The organism is Streptomyces flavotricini, from assembly GCF_020639365.1.
In the GTDB taxonomy this organism is placed as follows: Bacteria; Actinomycetota; Actinomycetes; order Streptomycetales; family Streptomycetaceae; genus Streptomyces; species Streptomyces flavotricini.
In genome coordinates, this window is sequence record NZ_JAINUL010000001.1 from 8,433,617 (window position 1) to 8,450,445 (window position 16,829).

Genomic DNA, 16,829 nt, shown 5'->3' on the forward strand with positions numbered 1-16,829 from the left:
GGCCTAAGTGATCCTCAAGTCCGCTGATCAACGGTGTCCGAATGCCGCCGGTCGCCCGGCGTGTTCTTCGGCCAACTTCGGTTGACGCTAAACCGTGTCGGCCCTCTTCCCAAAAACCGCATAGACGGTTTGTTATAGTGAGGTCCGGAGTGAGCGGCCGCCTCGCGAGGCTCCGCGGCAAGCACCCGCCGGCCCGCCTTCGCGGGCGCGGCACCCCTCGCAGTGACGGAGCAGTCGATGGTCAAACAGGAACGCGCGGCGCGTACGCGCGAGACCCTGATCCGGTCCGCAGCCGAGACCTTCGACCGGGACGGCTTCTCGGTGGCCTCGCTGACCGCGATCAGTTCGCTGGCCGGGGTGAGCAACGGGGCGCTCCACTTCCACTTCCCCAGCAAGGCCGCACTGGCGAACGCGGTGGAGGAATCGGCGCTGGCCCGGCTGCTGGCCCTCACCGGGGACGCGCAGGACGACGCGGTCCCGGCCGGGGTGGGCCGGGTGCAGCTCCTCGTCGACGTCACCCACGGGCTCGCGGGGGCGCTGCGCGGTGATCCGGTGCTGCGGGCCGGCTTCGCGCTGAGCGGCGAGCTGTCCCGGCCGCGTCCGGGTGATCTGCGCGAACGCTGGCGGAGCTGGGTCGAGGAAACGCTGCAGCTGGCGGAGCTGGAGGGGGAGTTGCGCCCCGAGGCGGCGGCCGGGGACGTGGTGACCGCCGTGGTGGCGGCGACCGTGGGCTTCGAGGTGCTCGCCGTACGGGACGGGGCGTGGCTGTCGGCGGCGACGGTGACCCGGTTCTGGCGGCTGTTGCTGCCGACGCTCGTGCCGGCGGACCGGCTCGCCGGCTTCGAGGCCGCGGGCACGAACCGGCGGCCCGGGTAGCCGTATGCGGTCCCGGTCCCCGTAGGCCCCGCGGTCCCCGCGGTCCCCGCAGTCCCCGCAGTCCCCGCAGTCCCCGTAGTCCCCGTAGTCCCCGTAGTCCCCGTAGTCCCCCGGCCCTCCGCGTGCGAGCGCGGAGGGCCGGGGGCGTTTGTTCACCCTGCCCGTGCGAAGACTTCGCGGTTTGTTTTGCCAAATCTAGGGCTGTTCTGGAGGGGGCGCGGAGTGGGTCTGCAGCGGTCTCCGCTTCCTGACGCTCCGACAACATTGCAGGTCAGAGCCGCATTTTGAGGGTTGGTCAGCTGAGCCGAGGAAACAAAACAGCACGGTCGGTTTCGTATTGACAAACCGCCGGTCCTGTTTTTTACTGGCGAAGGCTCATCCACGGACAGGGGAGTACGGCGTGGACATCGAAGTACTGGGCACTCTGGCGGTGCGGGAACGCGGAATCTCCGTGACGCCGACCGCCCCGAAGCCGCGACAGGTGCTGGCGCTGCTGGCGCTCCATGCCGACCAGGTCGTTCCGGTGTCGGCTCTGATAGAGGAACTGTGGCAGGGGGCACCGCCGCGCAGCGCGCGGACCACGCTGCAGACCTACGTACTGCAGCTGCGGGCCCTCATCGCGACCGCCCTGGAACAGGGCGAGGCCGCCGGCGGGGGCGAAACGGCCCCCGCGGGCCGGCGCACCGCGAAGGACGTGCTCGTCACGCTGCCCGGCGGCTACCTGCTCAACAGCGGCGGCGGCACCAGCGACGTCCGCGAGTTCGACCGGCTCGCGGGCATGGGCTACCGGGCGATGGACGCGGGCGACTTCCCGGGCGCGGCCCGGCTGTTGCGCGAGGCGCTGTCGCTGTGGTCCGGTCCGGCCTTCGCCGACGTACACGGCGGCATCCAGCTGGACATGGAGACGCGGCGGCTGGAGGAGACCCGGCTCTGCGCGCTCGACCAGCGCATCGAGGCCGATCTGCGGATCGGCCGGCACCGCGAACTGCTGGCAGAACTCACCGTGCTGGCCAGCCGCTACCGCACCCACGAGAACCTGCACGGCCAGTTCATGCTGGCCCTGCACCGCTCCGGCCGGCGCGGCGAGGCCCTCGACGTCTACCAGCGGCTGCGCGCCACGCTCGTGCGCGAGCTCGGGCTGGAGCCCTCGGCCGCCCTGCGCAGGCTGCAGCGCTCGATCCTCATGGCCAGCCCCGAGACCCCGGTGGCGGCGGAGGCGAACGGCGAGCGACTCGCGCGCGTGGGCTGAGATGGCCGCCGCACGCGACACCGAAACCGACACCGGGAACGCGGCCGGGACCGGGGCCCGGGGCCGGAGGCGCGTCCGGACCGCGCGCCGAGGAGGCAGCGCCGTGCAGGAGAGGTCGGAGCGGACCCGCAGGAAGCTCGTGCACGCGGGCGCCGAGATGTTCCACCGCAACGGCTACGCGAACGCGACGCTCCTGGAGATCGCCGCGTACGCCGGAGTGACGAAGGGGGCGCTGTACTTCCACTTCGCCTCCAAGGACGAACTCGCGGAGGCGGTCCAGCTGCGGGGCTGCGAGCTGCTGCGCGCATCGGTGCGCGAACTGCGCGCGTCCGGCAGCTCCCCGCTGCAGGCCCTGGTCGACACGACGCACTGGCTCGCGCTCAACCTGCGCGAGGAACCGGCGATCCCGGCCAGCTTCCGCATCACCAAGGAGTGCGCGGGACTGCCCGCACTCGCCACCGACTTCCACCGGGTCTGGCTCGCGGAGGTCTGCGGGCTGCTGCGCGAGGCCCGGGACGCGGGCGAACTGCGCGCCGAGGGCCGCTGGGAGAGCATCGAGTCCCTGGTCGCCGCGGCGGCCTGCGGCATCGAGGCGCTGGCGGCCACGGGCATGCCGTACGCCGAGCTGCAGCGGCGGGTGTCGGGGCTGTGGTCGCTGATGCTGCCGGGCCTGGTGCCGGACGGGGCCGAACGGAGGTTCCGGGTCGGGATGCCGGATCCCGACACGGCGCCGCGGCGGGTGGGGGACGTACGGGACGGGTACGGGGGCGACCACCACTCCTCCTGTCCCGTGTACTCCGGCAGCAGCGCGTGACCGTGTGCCACCCGACGGCTTGGAGGAGCCTGCGATGACGATGGAACATCCTGCGGACGTACTGACCGACCTCATCGGAGTGCTCGGCGACGTCCTGCGGGTCAAGCCGGAGAAGATCGACCCCGAGCAGACCTTCCAGTCCATGGGGCTCGACTCCCTGCTGGTCGTGGAGTTCGTCGCCGTCGTCAACACCCAGTACGGGCTGCGCGTGCGCGCGACCGACCTGTACGACTTCCCGACCCCGGCGTCCTTCGCGCGCGAGGTCGCGCGGGCGGCGGCGAACAGCTCGGCCGCGGCCCCGGCTACCGCGGCCCCGGCCACCGCGGCCCCGGCTCCCGTCGCGGCGGACGCGGGGCCCGAGGCGCCGCTCGCCCCGGCCGTCCGGCAGTCGCCGGCGGCCGCCGCGGCGACCCGGATCGCGGAGGTGCTGCGCGAGCAGCTCGCGGGGATCCTGTGCTGCGACCCCTGGGACATCAACACGACGGCCGCGTTCAACGTGCTCGGCGTCGACTCCATGGTGGGCGCGGAGTTCATCGCCGTCGTCAACCGCAGCTTCGGCCTGCGGGAGCGGTCCGTCCTGCTGTACGAGCACCCGAACCTGGCCGCCATGGCCGCGTACATCGCGACGCGGACGGGGGCGGCGGCGCAAGCGGTCCAGGACGCGCGGCCCGCGCAGGACTTCGCCCCGGCCCCGCGGACGCCGGAGCCGGCGTTCCGCCCGGCCGCCGCGGTCGTGGTCCCCGCAGCCGCAGCCGCAGCCGCCCTCGCAGCCGCCCCCGCCGCCGCCGCAGCCGCCGATCCGGCACCCTCCGTACGGCCGATTCCCGCGGGCGACCTCGACGTCCTGCTGGACGCGATCCGCGACGACCGGCTCACCGTGGACGAGGCCCTCGTACTGCTCGGCCGTCGCGGCTGAAGCCGATCCGCCGGACACCCCCAGAAGGAGCACGTCCAGATGGACGAGAAGGAAGTCCTGACCCGGTTCAAGAACGGCCAACTGGACCGGACCCAGGTCGCCGCGCTGCTGACCGGCGCCGCCACCGGGGCGGGACCCGTCGTCCTCGCACGGCCGGAGCTCCGGCCGCATCCCGTGCCCGCGGAGCCGGCCGTCGCCGATCCGGTCGTGGAGCCGGCCGCGCCGCCGGTCGCCGGGCCCGTCGCCGTCGTCGGGATGGCCGGGCGCTATCCGGGGGCGCCCGACCTGGCCGCGTTCTGGCGGCAGGCGTGCGGCGGGTACGACAGCGCCTCGACCCCGCCGGCCGGCCGGCCCGGGGACGAGCGCGGCCACTACCTGGAGCGCGTACAGGACTTCGACCCGGAGTTCTTCGGGATCGACGCGCACGAAGCGGCCCTGATGGACCCCCAGGAGCGGCTGTTCCTCGAAACCGCGTGGGAGGCCCTTGAGGACGCCGGCTGCACCGGCGGCCGCCTCGACGCCCTGACCGCCGCCGACGGGACACCGCGCAGCGTCGGGGTGTTCACCGGAGCCGGGCCCGGCGACTACGCACTGCTCGCCTCCCGGACCTGGCGGCGCGAGCGGCCCCGTCCGATGCCGAGGGGCGGCCAGTGGAGCCTGCCCAACCGGCTTTCGGCCCTGCTCGGCCTGACCGGCCCCAGCCAGTCCGTGGACACCGCCGAGTCCTCGGTCCTCGTCGCCCTGCACCTCGCGGTGGCGGCCCTGCGGCGCGGCGAGTGCGCCGCCGCGCTCGTCGGCGGCGCACGGCTGCTGCTGCATCCCTCCAGCCGGCACCCCGGGGCGGGCGAGGGCGTCGGTGCGCTGCTGCTCAAGCCGCTGGCGCGGGCGCTGGCCGACGGGGACGGCATCCACTGCCTGGTCCGCGGCAGCGCGGTCGGCCACACCGCGCCCGACCCGAGGGCCCCCGGCCCCGGCCGCGGATCCCGTTCCGCGGGCGCCCGTACGGCAGCCGCCCGGGCAGCCGGGACCCCGCTCGCGGGGGCCGTCCCCGACGGCGTGTCCGGGCGGGTGTCGCGGGAGGCGCTGCGGGTCGCCGGAGTGGGCGGGGTGGACGGGCTCGTACGTGAGGAGGCCGGCGCCGTGCGGGCGCTGGTGGGGGACGCGGGGGTCGCCACCGGGGTTGCCGTGCTGACCCGGGCCGTGCTGCAGCTGGGGCACCGGGTCCTGGCGCCCGGGGCGGGGCACGCCCGGGCGAGGCCCTGGGAGAACGAGGAGCACGGACCGCGCCGGATCAGCGTCGGGGTGCGGGGAGCCGGTGGCGCGGACGCGGAGGTGGTGCTGGAGGAGTACCTGCCGCACGCCGCCGGGCCGCAGGCATCCGCGGGCCCCGAGCTGTTCTTGCTGTCCGCGCCGACCCCGGCGCATCTGGCGGCCACCGCACGGCGGTTCGCCGGGATGCTGGGCGGGGCCGGGCCGGTGCCGCCGCTCGGGCGGCTCGCGCGGGCCCTTCGTACCGGCCGGGCCGCCATGGACTGCCGCTTCGCGGCCGTCGTCGCGGACACCGGCGAACTGGCGCGGGTCCTGGAGGAGTTCGTACGGGACGGGGCGCCCTGCGCCGATCTGCGCGGCGGCGGGGCCGACCCGCTGGGGCTGGGAGCCGTACCGGAGACGGACGGGTACCTCGCCGCGCTCTGGCAGGCCGGGCACCTGCACCAGCTGCGGGGCCTGTGGCTGTCCGGGCTGGACGTCGACTGGGCGGTGCTGGAGCCGGTGGGCGCCGGGCCGGAGCCGGTGTCGCTGCCCGCATCCGCCTTCCTGCGCGTACCGCTGTGGCTGGGCGGCGAGGAGGGGCCGGCATGACGACGCTGCCGCTCGACCCGGCGGGGCCGGGGGAGAACGAGCCGGCCCCGGTCAACCTGTGGTTCTGCCCCAACGAGGACCTCGCGCCGGGGATCGCCGCGACGCTGGCCTCGTACTGGCTGGACGAGAACGAGCAGGAGGTGGCGGGCCGGTTCCTGTTCGAACGCGACCGCCGGCAGTACCTCGTGGCGCACGCGCTGGTACGGCGGGTGCTGGCTCTGGAGACCGGGATCCCGGAGGCCGAGGCGATCATCTGGCGCTCGTCGCGCGGGCGGCCGTTCCTGCAGACGCCGGCCGGAGGCTTGCCGCGGGGCGCCGACGCGCTGGACTTCAACCTCTCCCACGCCAACGCGTACAACCTGCTGGGGGTCGCGCGGGGGCTGCGGATCGGTGTGGACGTGGAGCGGCTGGACCGGGGCGAGCGCGGGCTGGACAACATCATCGCGACGTTCTCCGGGGAGGAGCAGGACTGGATCGCCAGCGCCGCTCCCGGGCGGCCGCGGGACCGGCGGGCGCTGCGGCTGTGGACGCTGAAGGAGGCCTACTCGAAGGCGCGGGGGCTGGGGCTGGGGCTGCCGTTCGACTCCTTCGCGTTCACACTGGCCGAGGACCGGGGGGTGCGCTCGTTCCGGCCGCCGGCCGATGACTCGGCGGAGCGGTGGCGGTTCCTGGAAGTGGAGCCGGTGCCGGAGGTGCTGGCGGCGGTGGCGGTGGAGGTCGACGCCGCGCGCCCCCCTGCGGTCCACCTCCACCACGGCTTCCCGTGGGGCCGCGCGGCCCCGCGCCGCCTGGTCCTCCCGGCCCCGGCCGGGATCTGAGGCCCTCTCGACCGGCAAAAGAAAACAGGTTCATTGGAATTCTGCTTGACCGGGGATCGAGCACCGGAAATTCCGGGCGGTTCGTCGCGCGGGGCGATCAGGAATCCAGGGGGAATTGAGCGGGTCGGGGGAGGATTCGGAGGCCGGGTATTCGGAGAATGGCGAGGGGTGCGGCGTGGGTCGGGAGAGCGGCGTTCTTGAGGTGGCGGACGGGGTCCACGCCCACGTACAGCCCGAGGGCGGGTGGTGTCTGAACAACTCGGGGATCATCAGTCACCGCGGGTCCAGTGCCCTCGTCGACACCGCCGCCACCGAGGAGCGGGCCCGGGAGCTGCGCAGGGCCGTGCTGCGGGTGGCGGGGCATCCGCCGCGGGCGCTCGTCAACACGCACTTCCACGGGGACCACACCTACGGGAACTTCCTCTTCCCCGAGGCGCTCACCATCGGGCACGAGCGGACCCGGTCCATGGTCCGGGCCGCCGGGCTGCACATGGCCGGGCTGTGGCCCGACGTGTGCTGGGGGGACATCGAGGTCCGGCCGCCCGAACTGACCTTCCGGGACCGGACGACCCTGTACGTGGGGGACGTCCGCGCCGAGCTGATCCACATCGGACCGGCCGCCCACACCACCGACGACACCGTCGTCTGGCTGCCCGATCAGGGCGTCCTGTTCACCGGTGACCTCGTCATGAACGGGGTCACACCGTTCTGCGTCATGGGGTCCGTCGAGGGCAGCCTGCGGGCCCTGGAGCAGTTGCGGGGGCTGGGGGCCGCGGTCGTCGTACCCGGTCACGGGGCCGTCGCGGGGCCCGAGGTGTTCGACGTCAACGAGCAGTACCTGCGCTGGGTGCGAGAGCTGTCCCGGGAGGGCGTCGCGGCCGGGGTGAGTCCGCTGGAGCTGGCCCGCGGCACCGACCTCGGGCCGTACGGTGAACTGCTCGACTCCGAGCGGCTGCTGCCCAACCTCCACCGCGGGTACGCGGAGGCGGAGGGCCGGCTGCCCGAGGGATCACCCCTTGACGTCGGCGCCCTGTTCGCGGAGATGACCGCCTTCCACGGGCGGCCCCTGGAGTGCCACGCCTGAGGTCAGGCCGTTCAGGCGGCGGACCAGGCTCTGCTGCTCGCGCGCCAGGGCCTCGATCCGGGTGCCCAGGCGGGCTATCGCACCGCTCAGTTCGTGCAGCGAGGCGTCCGGCTCCGGCGCCGACAGGGACGGGGCGTGGTGCAGGACCGCCTCCATGCGCTCGCGCAGGGCCGGGCCCGGTTCCACGCCGAGTTCGTCCACCAGGCGCCGGCGGGCGCGCTCGTACACGCCGAGCGCCTCGGCCTGGCGGCCGCAGCGGTAGAGGGCCAGCATCTGGAGGTCGTAGAGCCGCTCGCGCACCGGGTGGCGGGCCGTCAGCCGTTCCAGTTCGCGGGCGGCCTCCGCGTGCCGGCCGCTGCGCAGGTGGGCCTCGTACAGGATCTCCAGCGTGGTCAGCCGCAGTTCCTCCAGGCGCTCCGCCTCCCTCGCGCAGAGCGGGCCCTGCCCGCTGCCGTGCAGGGCCGGGCCCCGCCACAGGGAGAGGGCGTCTCCGAGGAGTTCCGCCGCGCGTACGGGATCGGCGGCCAGCGTCGCGCGGCCCTTCGAGGAGAGGTCGTGGAAGTGGTGGGCGTCCGTCCGCGTCCCGGGCCGTCCCAGGACGTAGCCCGTCGCCCGGGTCGAGATCGGGTCCTGGCCCGCGGCGTCCTGCAGCAGCCGGCGCAGGCGGGCCACATGGGCGTGCAGGGCGTTGGCCGCGCCCGCCGGAGGGCGCTCGCCCCACAGCTCGTGGATGAGCCGCTCGGCGGGCAGCACCCGGCCCGCCCGGACCACGAGGGCGCCGAGCAGTGACCGCTGTTTGGCTCCGGAGGGCGCGACATACGTCCCCGTGCGGCGGTCGAGCACCTCCACCGGGCCCAGGACGCGGAAGTCCGTGCCGAAGTCCGTTCCGGTGCCGTCGTCCATGGATACCGTGCCCCCTCCCGGCGGAAATGAAATATGTGCCGGTTTTTATCCCCTGAGCGGAATCTACCAGCTTGTTTTCGGCCCGCAACAGTATGAAGCGGAGGGCTGCTCGACACCCGCTCAAGAATTCCGGGACGACATGATGGACCCCGCTACCGTGCCGGAGTCGAAGGCTGGAAATCGATGGGAACTCGACGAAATACGGAGGACACCGTGAAGATTCAGGTTCTGGGTCCGTTGAGTGCCGAGGTCAACGGGGGCTCGATTGTTCCGACGGCTGGCAAGCCGCGCCAGATCCTGGCGCTGCTCGCGCTCTATCCGGGGCGGGTGATGCCCGTGCAGACCCTCATGGAGGAGATCTGGGGCACCGACCTCCCGCAGAGCGCGCTCACCACCCTGCAGACGTACATCCTGCAGCTGCGCAGGAGACTCGGCACGGCCATGGGGCCCGGCGTCCCGGGCAGCGCCAAGGACGTGCTCGCGACCCGGCACGGCGGCTACCTGCTGCAGATACCGCCGGACGCCGTGGACGTCCACGCGTACGAAAGCCTCGTGGTGGGCGGACAGCACGCGTACGAGGACGGGGACGACGAGCGCGCGGCCGACATGCTGCGCCGGGCGCTCGGACTGTGGAACGGCCCGGCGCTGGTCGACGTGCGCGTGGGACCGATCCTGGAGATAGAGGTGATGCGGCTGGAGGAGAGCCGGCTCGTGACGGTCGAGCGGCGCATCGACGCGGACCTGCGGCTCGGCCGCCACGTCGAGGTCATCGCCGAGCTGACCGAGCTGATCGCCCGGCACCCGCAGCACGAGGGCCTGCACTCGCAGGCCATGGTCGCGCTGTACCGGTCCGGCCGCCAGGCAACGGCCCTGGACGTCTACCGCAGGCTGCGCAACCGCCTGATCGACGAACTCGGAGTGGAGCCGTCCCCGCAGCTGCAGCGCCTGCACCAGGCGATGCTGACGGTGGATCCGGCACTGGACGTGTTGGCGGGGCCGCGCCGGGGGTCCACCTTCGACCTGTACGCGGCCTAGACCCGTCCGTCCAGTCCCTCTGGTCCCTCCAGTCCCTCCCAGTGCCTTCCCTGGTGGTCGTACACACCGATTCGAGCCGGTCTCAAGCGCGGTCGGTGAGTGTCGAGGCCTACGCGGTGGGGTTCCTGGGAGGTGGCGATGGGTGACGGACAGGCCGTACGGCTGCACTGCTTCGCACATGCGGGGGCCGGAGTGTCCTCGTTCTACCGGTGGGACAAGCTCGCCGGGAGCGGGGTGAGGACCACGCCCTGGCTGCTGCCCGGGCGCGACGAGCGGCGCCGTGAGATCCGGCTGACCGGCCGCGACGAGCTCCTGGCCGACCTCAAGCCGCTGTTCGAGCGGATCGCCGACGAATCCGGCGCCCCCTACATCCTCTACGGGCACAGCCTCGGCGCGTCGGTCGCCCTCACGGTCGCGCACGCCGCGCTGGAGTACGGGCTGCCGATGCCCGCGCTGCTGGCCGTCGGAGCCAGCCCCCCGCCGGACCTGCCGGCCGCCCTCGCGAACTCCGCCGAGCTGCCGGACGAGGAACTGCTGCGCGTCCTGGACCGGTTCGACGCGCTGCCGCCCGGAGTGCGGCCCGGAGACGTGTGGTTCCGCTCCGTCTTCCCCGTGCTCCGTGCCGACCTCCGGCTCGCCCGCAACCTGCGGGCCGCCGCCCTCGCGCCGACCTCGCCCGGCCCCGTGCCCGTACCGCTGCTCGCGGTCACCGGCACCGAGGACCCCCTGGTCGACGCCGGGGCCGCCGCCGGCTGGCAGCGCTGGACCACCGGCCGGCTGCTGCGGCGGACCGTGCCCGGCGGCCACTTCTTCGTGCGGGGCGCCGAACTGCCCCGGATGCTCGGCCGGGCCGCCCGCGTCGTGCTGCGCGGGCACCACGGCGGGACGGACCAGCCAGAACGGACAGGACAGGGGGAAGGGCGATGAGACGAGTCGTCATCACGGGCATCGGGGTCGTGGCCCCGGGCCGCCCGGGCACCAAGGAATTCTGGTCGCTGCTGACCGACGGCCGTACGGCCACCCGCGCCATCACCCTCTTCGACGCCTCCGGCTTCCGCTCCCGGATCGCCGCCGAGGCCGACTTCGACCCCCGGGAGTCCGGGCTCACCGCCGAGCAGGCCGGCCGCCTGGACCGCGCCGCCCAGTTCGCCGTCGTCAGCGCCCGCGAGGCCCTCGCCGACAGCGGCCTGGCCGGCTCCTACGACGCCACGCGCACCGGGGTCACCCTCGGCAGCGCGCTCGGCTGCACCACCGGCCTGGACGCCGAGTACGGGGTCGTCAGCGAGCAGGGCACCCGTGCGCTCGTCGACCACACCAAGGCCGTACCCCACCTCTACGACTACTTCGTCCCCAGCTCGATGGCGGCCGAGGTGGCCCGTACCGCCGGCGCCCAGGGGCCCGTGGCGCTGGTGTCCACCGGCTGCACCTCCGGCCTCGACGCGATCGGCCACGCCGTCGACCTCGTCCGCGAGGGCAGCGCCGACGTGATGGTCACCGGCGCGGCCGAGGCGCCCATCACGCCGATCACCGCGGCCTGCTTCGACGCGATCCGCGCCACCTCCACCCGCAACGACGAGCCGGAGACCGCCTCGCGGCCCTTCGACCGCACCCGCAACGGGTTCGTCCTGGGGGAGGGCTCGGCCGTCCTCGTCATCGAGGAGTACGAGCACGCCCGCGCCCGCGGCGCGCACGTGTACGCCGAGATCTCGGGCTTCGCCTCGCGCAGCAACGCCTACCACATGACCGGACTGCGGCCCGACGGCATCGAGATGGCCGCCGCCATCACGGCCGCGCTCGCCGAGGCGGAACTGGTGCCCGGGGACATCGACTACATCAACGCGCACGGCTCCGGCACGAAGCAGAACGACAAGCACGAGACCGAGGCGTTCAAGCGGAGCCTGGGACAGCGGGCGTACGAGGTCCCCGTCAGCTCGATCAAGTCGATGATCGGGCACTCGCTCGGCGCGATCGGCGCCCTCGAAGTGGCCGCCTGCGCGCTGGCCATCGAGCACGACACCGTCCCGCCGACGGCGAACCTGCACGAGCCCGACCCGGCCTGCGACCTCGACTACACCCCGCTGACCGCCCGCCGGCAGCGCACCGACGCCGTCCTGACCGTCGGCAGCGGCTTCGGCGGGTTCCAGAGCGCGATGATCCTGACCAGCCCGAGCCCGAAGGCGGACCGATGACCACCGTTCTCGCAGGCCCGATCGCCCCCGCCGCCTGGGCGCCCTCCCGCACCGCCGCCCCCGTCGTTACCGGCATCGGGGTCGCCGCGCCCAACGGGCTCGGCACCGAGGCCTGGTGGTCCGCCGTGCTGCGCGGCCGCAGCGGCATCCGGCCCGTCAGCCGGTTCGACGCGAGCGGCTACCCGGCGAAGCTGGCCGGGGAGGTGCCCGGATTCGTCGACGCCGAGCACGTCTCCAGCCGGCTGATGCCGCAGACCGACCGCGTCACCAGGCTCTCGCTCGCCGCCGCGAAGGAGGCGCTCGACGACGCCGGCGCCGATCCCGCGCAGCTGCCCGAGCACGCCGCGGGCGTGGTCACCGCCAACTCCTTCGGCGGCTTCGAGTTCGGCCAGCAGGAGCTCCAGGCGCTGTGGGGCAAGGGCGGCCAGCACGTCTCCGCCTACCAGTCCTTCGCCTGGTTCTACGCCGTCAACAGCGGCCAGATCTCCATCCGGCACGGCCTGCGCGGCGCCTCCGGAGTGATCGTCTCCGAGCAGGCCGGCGGCCTCGACGCGATGGCCCACGCCCGCCGCCAGATCCGCAAGGGCGCCGAGCTCGTCGTCACCGGCGGCATCGACTCCGCACTGTGCTCCTGGGGCTGGGCCGCCTACCTGGCCGGCGGCGGGCTCACCGACCGGGAGGACCCGGCCCGCGCCTACCTGCCGTTCGCCGAGGACGCGAGCGGCCACGTCGCGGGAGAGGGCGGCGCGCTCCTGGTCCTGGAGGGCGCCGAGGAGGCCCGCCGGCGCGGAGCGCGCGTCTACGGCTCCATCGCCGGGCACGCCGCCACCTTCGACGCCGACGGGACCTCCCGGCTCGGCGCGGCCGCGGAACTGGCGCTGGCCGACGCGGGCGCGCACCCCGACGAGATCGACGTCGTCTTCGCCGACGCGGCGGGCGAACGCGGCGCCGACCGCGCCGAAGCCGAGGCCATCACCGCCCTGTTCGGCCCGTACGGAGTGCCCGTCACCGCGCCCAAGTCGATGACCGGGCGGCTCGCCGCCGGAGGCGCGGCCCTCGACGTGGCCGCCGCCCTGCTCACCCTGCGCGACCAGCTGATCCCGCCGACCACCGGGACCGAGCTCCCGGCCGGCGAGTACCTGCTGGACCTGGTCACCGGCGCGCCCAGCCCGGCCCTCGGGCTGCCGCTGCGGACCGCGCTGGTCCTGGCCCGCGGCCGCGGCGGCTTCAACTCCGCCGTCGTCGTACGCGCACCGGACGCCTGACCCGCACCCCCACCGACCCCCGTACGCCGACGCAGAACAGAGGGAGACCATGGACCGGCTGGAACTCGACGACCTGAAGCGCATCCTGCGCGAATGCGCGGGCGAGGAGGAGGGCGTCGACCTCGACGGCGACGTCCTCGACCTGAACTGGTTCGAGCTGGGCTACGACTCGCTCGCCGTCCTCCAGACCACCGGGCACGTCGAGCGCGCATACGACGTGCTCCTCGACGAGGAGGCCCTCGACGACGCCGACACCCCGCGCCGTTACCTCGCCATGGTCAACGAGGTGCTCTCCGCACGGGCCGCGGTCTGATCCGTGATCCAGGAGACCCCCACCACCGAGACCGCCGCCACCCTCGACACCGACGTCTGCGTGATCGGCGCCGGACCCGCCGGGCTGGCACTGACGCTCATGCTGCTGCGCTCCGGCGTCCGCGTGACCCTGGTCGAACGCTCCACCGCGTTCCGCCGCGCGTTCCACGGCGAGATCCTCCAGCCCGGCGGCCAGCGGATCCTCGACGAGCTCGGCGTCCTGGCCGGGGCGGCGGCCCGCGGCGCGGCCCGCCTGCGCGGGTTCCAGGTGCTGGAGCGGGAGCGGGTGGTGCTCGACATCGACTACGGGCGGCTGCCCGCCCCGTACGACCACCTGCTGGCCCTTCCGCAGCCGCACCTGCTGGAGGAACTCCTCACCGCCTGCCGGGAGCTGCCGGGATTCACCCTGCTCGAAGGGCACCGGATCGCCGCACTCCGCCAGAGGCGCCCGGACAGCCCCTGCACGGGCGCCGTCGTGAACGGGCCCGACCGGGTGCCGGTCACCGTGCGTGCCCAGGTGGTCGTCGGCGCCGACGGCCGGTTCTCCAAGACCCGCGCGCTCGCCGGAATCGACGCCGGGCGGCGCGAGTCCTTCGCCCACGACGTGGTGTGGTTCTCGCTGCGCGCGCCCGGCCACGCCACCGGGCAGGTACGGGTGCACCGCGCGGCGGGCAGCGCCGTACTCGTCCACGACACCCACCCCGACCGGCTGCGGATCGGCTGGACCCTGCCGCACGGCGGCTGGCACGGCGTCGTGCGGCGCGGCATCGAGGACGTCCGGTGGGAACTGGCCGAGGTGCTGCCGCAGTACGCCGACCTCGTCCACGAGCAGATCACCTCGATGGCCGACCTGACCCTGCTCGACGTGTTCGCCTCGCACGCCGGCGAGTGGGTGCGCGACGGGCTCGTCCTGCTCGGCGACAGCGCCCACACCCACGGGCCGATCGGCGCCCAGGGCATCAACCTGGCCCTCCAGGACGCCGCCGCGCTGCACCCCGTACTCGTCGCCGCGCTGTCCGAGGGGGAGCCGACGGCGCAGCGCCTCGCGCCCTACCGGGACCGGCGCGCCCCGGCCGCGGCCGCCGTGCACCGCATGCAGGTCATGCAGGCCCGCTCGCTGTTCGGCGGGGGCGGGCCGGCCGCCGCGTTCCTGCGGGCGCGGGCGGCGGCGGTCGTCACCCGCACCCCGATCGGAGCGAAGATCACCCGCAAGGTCGCGCACGGCCACGACCCGGCGGGGGTGCGCACCGACCTGTTCCCGGTGCTGCACTTCGACCGGTCCTTGTAGGCCGGGCCGGCTCAGGGCAGGTCGTCGCGCGTCACCAGGCGGTGGGCGACCTGCCAGCCGCCCGGCGCGGGGACCAGTACGTCCTCCATCACGCACACCCGGTGCACCTTCGACCCACCGCCCCGCGGGGTCAGGTACACCAGTGCGTAGCTGCGCGTGTGCACCGTGCCGTCGGGCTGCGGCGACGCGTCCAGCATGCCGAGCCAGTGCCGCAGCTGCTCGCCGCTGCCCGCCCGGACCTCCGCGTTGCGCCGGACGTTCGAGGCCAGCGCCGCGCGTCCGACCACCGGCGCGGGCAGCGTCGGCACGTCGAAGACCGCGTCCGGCGTGAAGGTCTGCGCCCACGGCTCGGCCTCGAAGGAGTCGAAGAGCTGCATCTGGCGCGAGTAGAACTGCTGGACCTCCGCGTACAGCAGGCCGAACTCCCTGACTGCCGCCGTCGTCGTCGCTGTCATCGGGGGGACTCCGTTCCATCGGTTCCCGACAGCATCCGCACCGCAGATCGAGCGCTCTTCGAAGACTCCTCAAGCGCCGCTGCCCAGGCTGGGCCGACACAGTCCGGGGCCTGTCCGGCGGACAAGCCCCTGGGGGTGCCGCCGCAGCCGCGGCCGCCCCTTCGGGAGCCAGGAGGAGAGCACCATGCCGAGATTCGCGTACCCGGAACTCCCGCTGGACGGCCTGCTGCGCCGGGCGGCGGTCCGCGACCCCGCCGGGCTGGCGATCCGCACCGCGACCGGGACCGGCTTCACGGAGACGGTGACCTTCGCCGAACTGGACGCCCGGGCCGACCGCTTCGCCGCCCACCTGGAGCACACGCTCGGCCGCCGCGGGGCCCGGGTCGGCGTCGCCAACGTCCTCGACCCCGTCTTCGCCGCCGCCTACTACGGGACCGTGCGCAGCGGGAACACGGTCGTGCTGGTCAACCCGCTGATCAAGGAGGCGGGCCTGGTCCACGTCATGCGGACGGCCGGGGTCGAGGTGGCGTTCGTACCGACCGCCACCGCCGAACTGCTGGTCAAAGTGGGCGACCGGCTGCCACGGCTGCGCTCCGTCGTCGTGACCGACGCGCCGGACGGCGTGGTCCCCGGCGACGCCCTGCCGCTGGCCGAGGCCCTGGCCCTGGCACCCGAGCGTACGGCCTCGCCCGGGGTCGTCGACCTGGACGGCGACGCCTGCATCCAGTTCACCTCCGGCACCACCGGCCGCCCCAAGGGCGTCCGGCTCACGCACCGCAACCTGGTGGCGAACGCCGCCCAGACCGCCGCCGCGCACGACCTCGGCAGTGACTCGGTCACCCTCAACCACCTGCCGCTCTACCACACGATGCACCTCAACTCGGGCGTGTACGCGGGCGCCTGCCAGGTGCTGTGCACCGACCCCGACCCCATCGCCTCGCTGGCCGCCTCCGCACGCGCGGAGGCCACCCACTACTACGGGCTGCCCGCACGGCTGCACCGGCTGGCCCAGGACGAGCGGCTCACCCACGACTTCCCGGGCGGGCGCCGCCTGACCGCCGTGCTCTCCGGCGGCACCGCCCTGTCCCCGACCGCCGCCCGGACCCTGCGGGCCCGCCTCGGCGTGCCCGTCATCCAGGGCTACGGACTGGCCGAACTCTCCCCGCTCTCCCACTGCCAGGACCCCCGAAGTCCCAGGAGCGGCTCGGTGGGGCCCGCCGTACCGGGCACCGAATGCCGCATCGTCGCCGTGGACACCAGCACCCCGCTCGACGTCTACGCCACCGGAGAAGTGCAGGTCCGCGGGCCGCAGGTGATGGCCGGCTACCTCGACGACACCGCGCCCCCGCCGATCGACGCGGACGGCTGGTTCTCCACCGGGGACATCGGGTACCTGGGCGAGGACGACGTGCTCTTCCTGGTGGACCGGCTCGACGACGTCTTCAAGTACGACAACGAACTCGTCTCGCCCAGCGCGGTCGAAGACGTCATCGGCGCCGACCTGCGCGTCGCCGAATGCATCGTGGCGGGCTGGCCCGATCCGGTGCACGGCGCGCTCGTGTGGACCGGCATCGTGCTGCGCGACCCCACCGCCCCCGGCCTGCTCGACGTCCTCGACTCCATCGTGGAGCGCGCCAACGCCCGCCTCAACGACTTCGAGCAGATCCGCCGCGTCGAGGTACTCGACGCCGTGCCGCGGGGCCCCGTCGGCAAGCCCGACCGGCGCCCGCTGCGGCTCAGCCTGCGCGGGCGGGCCGCCGCGGAG

Annotated in this window: 16 protein-coding genes; 14 read left to right on the forward strand and 2 right to left on the reverse strand. The window is 74.1% G+C overall.

The window, feature by feature from the left end:
* The first annotated feature begins 237 nt into the window (after positions 1–237).
* The 7 genes from K7B10_RS38750 to K7B10_RS38780 all read left to right on the forward strand — a co-directional run bounded on the left by K7B10_RS38750 (position 238) and on the right by K7B10_RS38780 (position 7,617).
* Positions 238–876 (forward strand): ScbR family autoregulator-binding transcription factor, encoded by a 639-nt coding sequence (locus tag K7B10_RS38750; protein ID WP_229344262.1) that lies wholly within the window; start codon positions 238–240, stop codon positions 874–876.
* A 400-nt stretch (positions 877–1,276) separates the two neighbouring features.
* A complete protein-coding gene (locus tag K7B10_RS38755) occupies positions 1,277–2,125 on the forward strand; it encodes an AfsR/SARP family transcriptional regulator (RefSeq protein WP_229344264.1) in 849 nt (282 codons plus the stop codon).
* Between the two features lie 103 nt (positions 2,126–2,228).
* Entirely contained in the window at positions 2,229–2,939 is a 711-nt protein-coding gene (locus K7B10_RS38760; RefSeq protein ID WP_229344266.1) for a ScbR family autoregulator-binding transcription factor, read from the forward strand.
* A gap of 34 nt (positions 2,940–2,973) precedes the next feature.
* On the forward strand, positions 2,974–3,855 hold the full coding sequence (locus tag K7B10_RS38765; protein ID WP_229344268.1) for a phosphopantetheine-binding protein: 882 nt from the start codon (positions 2,974–2,976) through the stop codon (positions 3,853–3,855).
* A 39-nt stretch (positions 3,856–3,894) separates the two neighbouring features.
* Positions 3,895–5,715 carry a beta-ketoacyl [acyl carrier protein] synthase domain-containing protein gene (locus K7B10_RS38770; protein WP_229344270.1) on the forward strand — a complete coding sequence of 607 codons (1,821 nt, stop codon included), beginning with the start codon at positions 3,895–3,897 and terminating at the stop codon, positions 5,713–5,715.
* Positions 5,712–6,533 (forward strand): 4'-phosphopantetheinyl transferase family protein, encoded by an 822-nt coding sequence (locus tag K7B10_RS38775; RefSeq protein WP_229344272.1) that lies wholly within the window; start codon positions 5,712–5,714, stop codon positions 6,531–6,533. The genes K7B10_RS38770 and K7B10_RS38775 overlap by 4 nt, the downstream gene beginning before the upstream one ends.
* Before the next feature lie 175 nt (positions 6,534–6,708).
* Positions 6,709–7,617, forward strand: coding sequence for an MBL fold metallo-hydrolase (locus tag K7B10_RS38780; protein ID WP_229344274.1), 909 nt, complete (start codon positions 6,709–6,711; stop codon positions 7,615–7,617).
* Here the strand turns inward: K7B10_RS38780 and K7B10_RS38785 are convergent.
* Positions 7,543–8,520: an AfsR/SARP family transcriptional regulator gene (locus K7B10_RS38785; RefSeq protein WP_229344276.1), complete on the reverse strand. Its 978-nt coding sequence runs from the start codon at positions 8,518–8,520 to the stop codon at positions 7,543–7,545. The two genes, K7B10_RS38780 and K7B10_RS38785, sit on opposite strands and share 75 nt — an antisense overlap.
* 213 nt (positions 8,521–8,733) lie before the next feature.
* On the opposite strand from K7B10_RS38785, the gene K7B10_RS38790 reads away from it, so the two are divergent.
* The 6 genes from K7B10_RS38790 to K7B10_RS38815 all read left to right on the forward strand — a co-directional run bounded on the left by K7B10_RS38790 (position 8,734) and on the right by K7B10_RS38815 (position 14,609).
* Positions 8,734–9,555, forward strand: coding sequence for an AfsR/SARP family transcriptional regulator (locus tag K7B10_RS38790; protein ID WP_229344278.1), 822 nt, complete (start codon positions 8,734–8,736; stop codon positions 9,553–9,555).
* A gap of 138 nt (positions 9,556–9,693) precedes the next feature.
* Entirely contained in the window at positions 9,694–10,482 is a 789-nt protein-coding gene (locus tag K7B10_RS38795; RefSeq protein WP_229344281.1) for a thioesterase II family protein, read from the forward strand.
* Complete coding sequence (locus K7B10_RS38800; protein WP_229344283.1) at positions 10,479–11,744, forward strand: beta-ketoacyl-[acyl-carrier-protein] synthase family protein; 1,266 nt, start codon at positions 10,479–10,481, stop codon at positions 11,742–11,744. The genes K7B10_RS38795 and K7B10_RS38800 overlap by 4 nt, the downstream gene beginning before the upstream one ends.
* Complete coding sequence (locus tag K7B10_RS38805) at positions 11,741–13,009, forward strand: ketosynthase chain-length factor (RefSeq protein ID WP_229344285.1); 1,269 nt, start codon at positions 11,741–11,743, stop codon at positions 13,007–13,009. Before K7B10_RS38800 ends, K7B10_RS38805 begins: the two co-directional genes overlap by 4 nt.
* Before the next feature lie 49 nt (positions 13,010–13,058).
* Positions 13,059–13,322, forward strand: a complete 264-nt coding sequence (locus tag K7B10_RS38810) for an acyl carrier protein (RefSeq protein ID WP_229344287.1) — start codon at positions 13,059–13,061, stop codon at positions 13,320–13,322.
* Positions 13,323–13,325: 3 nt separating this feature from the next.
* Positions 13,326–14,609, forward strand: a complete 1,284-nt coding sequence (locus K7B10_RS38815; RefSeq protein WP_229344290.1) for an FAD-dependent monooxygenase — start codon at positions 13,326–13,328, stop codon at positions 14,607–14,609.
* A gap of 11 nt (positions 14,610–14,620) precedes the next feature.
* Here K7B10_RS38815 and K7B10_RS38820 read toward each other — a convergent pair whose 3' ends face one another.
* The gene (locus K7B10_RS38820; RefSeq protein ID WP_229344291.1) at positions 14,621–15,064 is read right to left on the reverse strand and encodes a nuclear transport factor 2 family protein; all 444 of its coding nucleotides are present in this window, start codon (positions 15,062–15,064) and stop codon (positions 14,621–14,623) included.
* A 184-nt stretch (positions 15,065–15,248) separates the two neighbouring features.
* On the opposite strand from K7B10_RS38820, the gene K7B10_RS38825 reads away from it, so the two are divergent.
* Positions 15,249–16,829 (forward strand): class I adenylate-forming enzyme family protein (locus K7B10_RS38825; protein ID WP_229344294.1); only part of this gene is annotated, 1,581 nt, incomplete at its 3' end.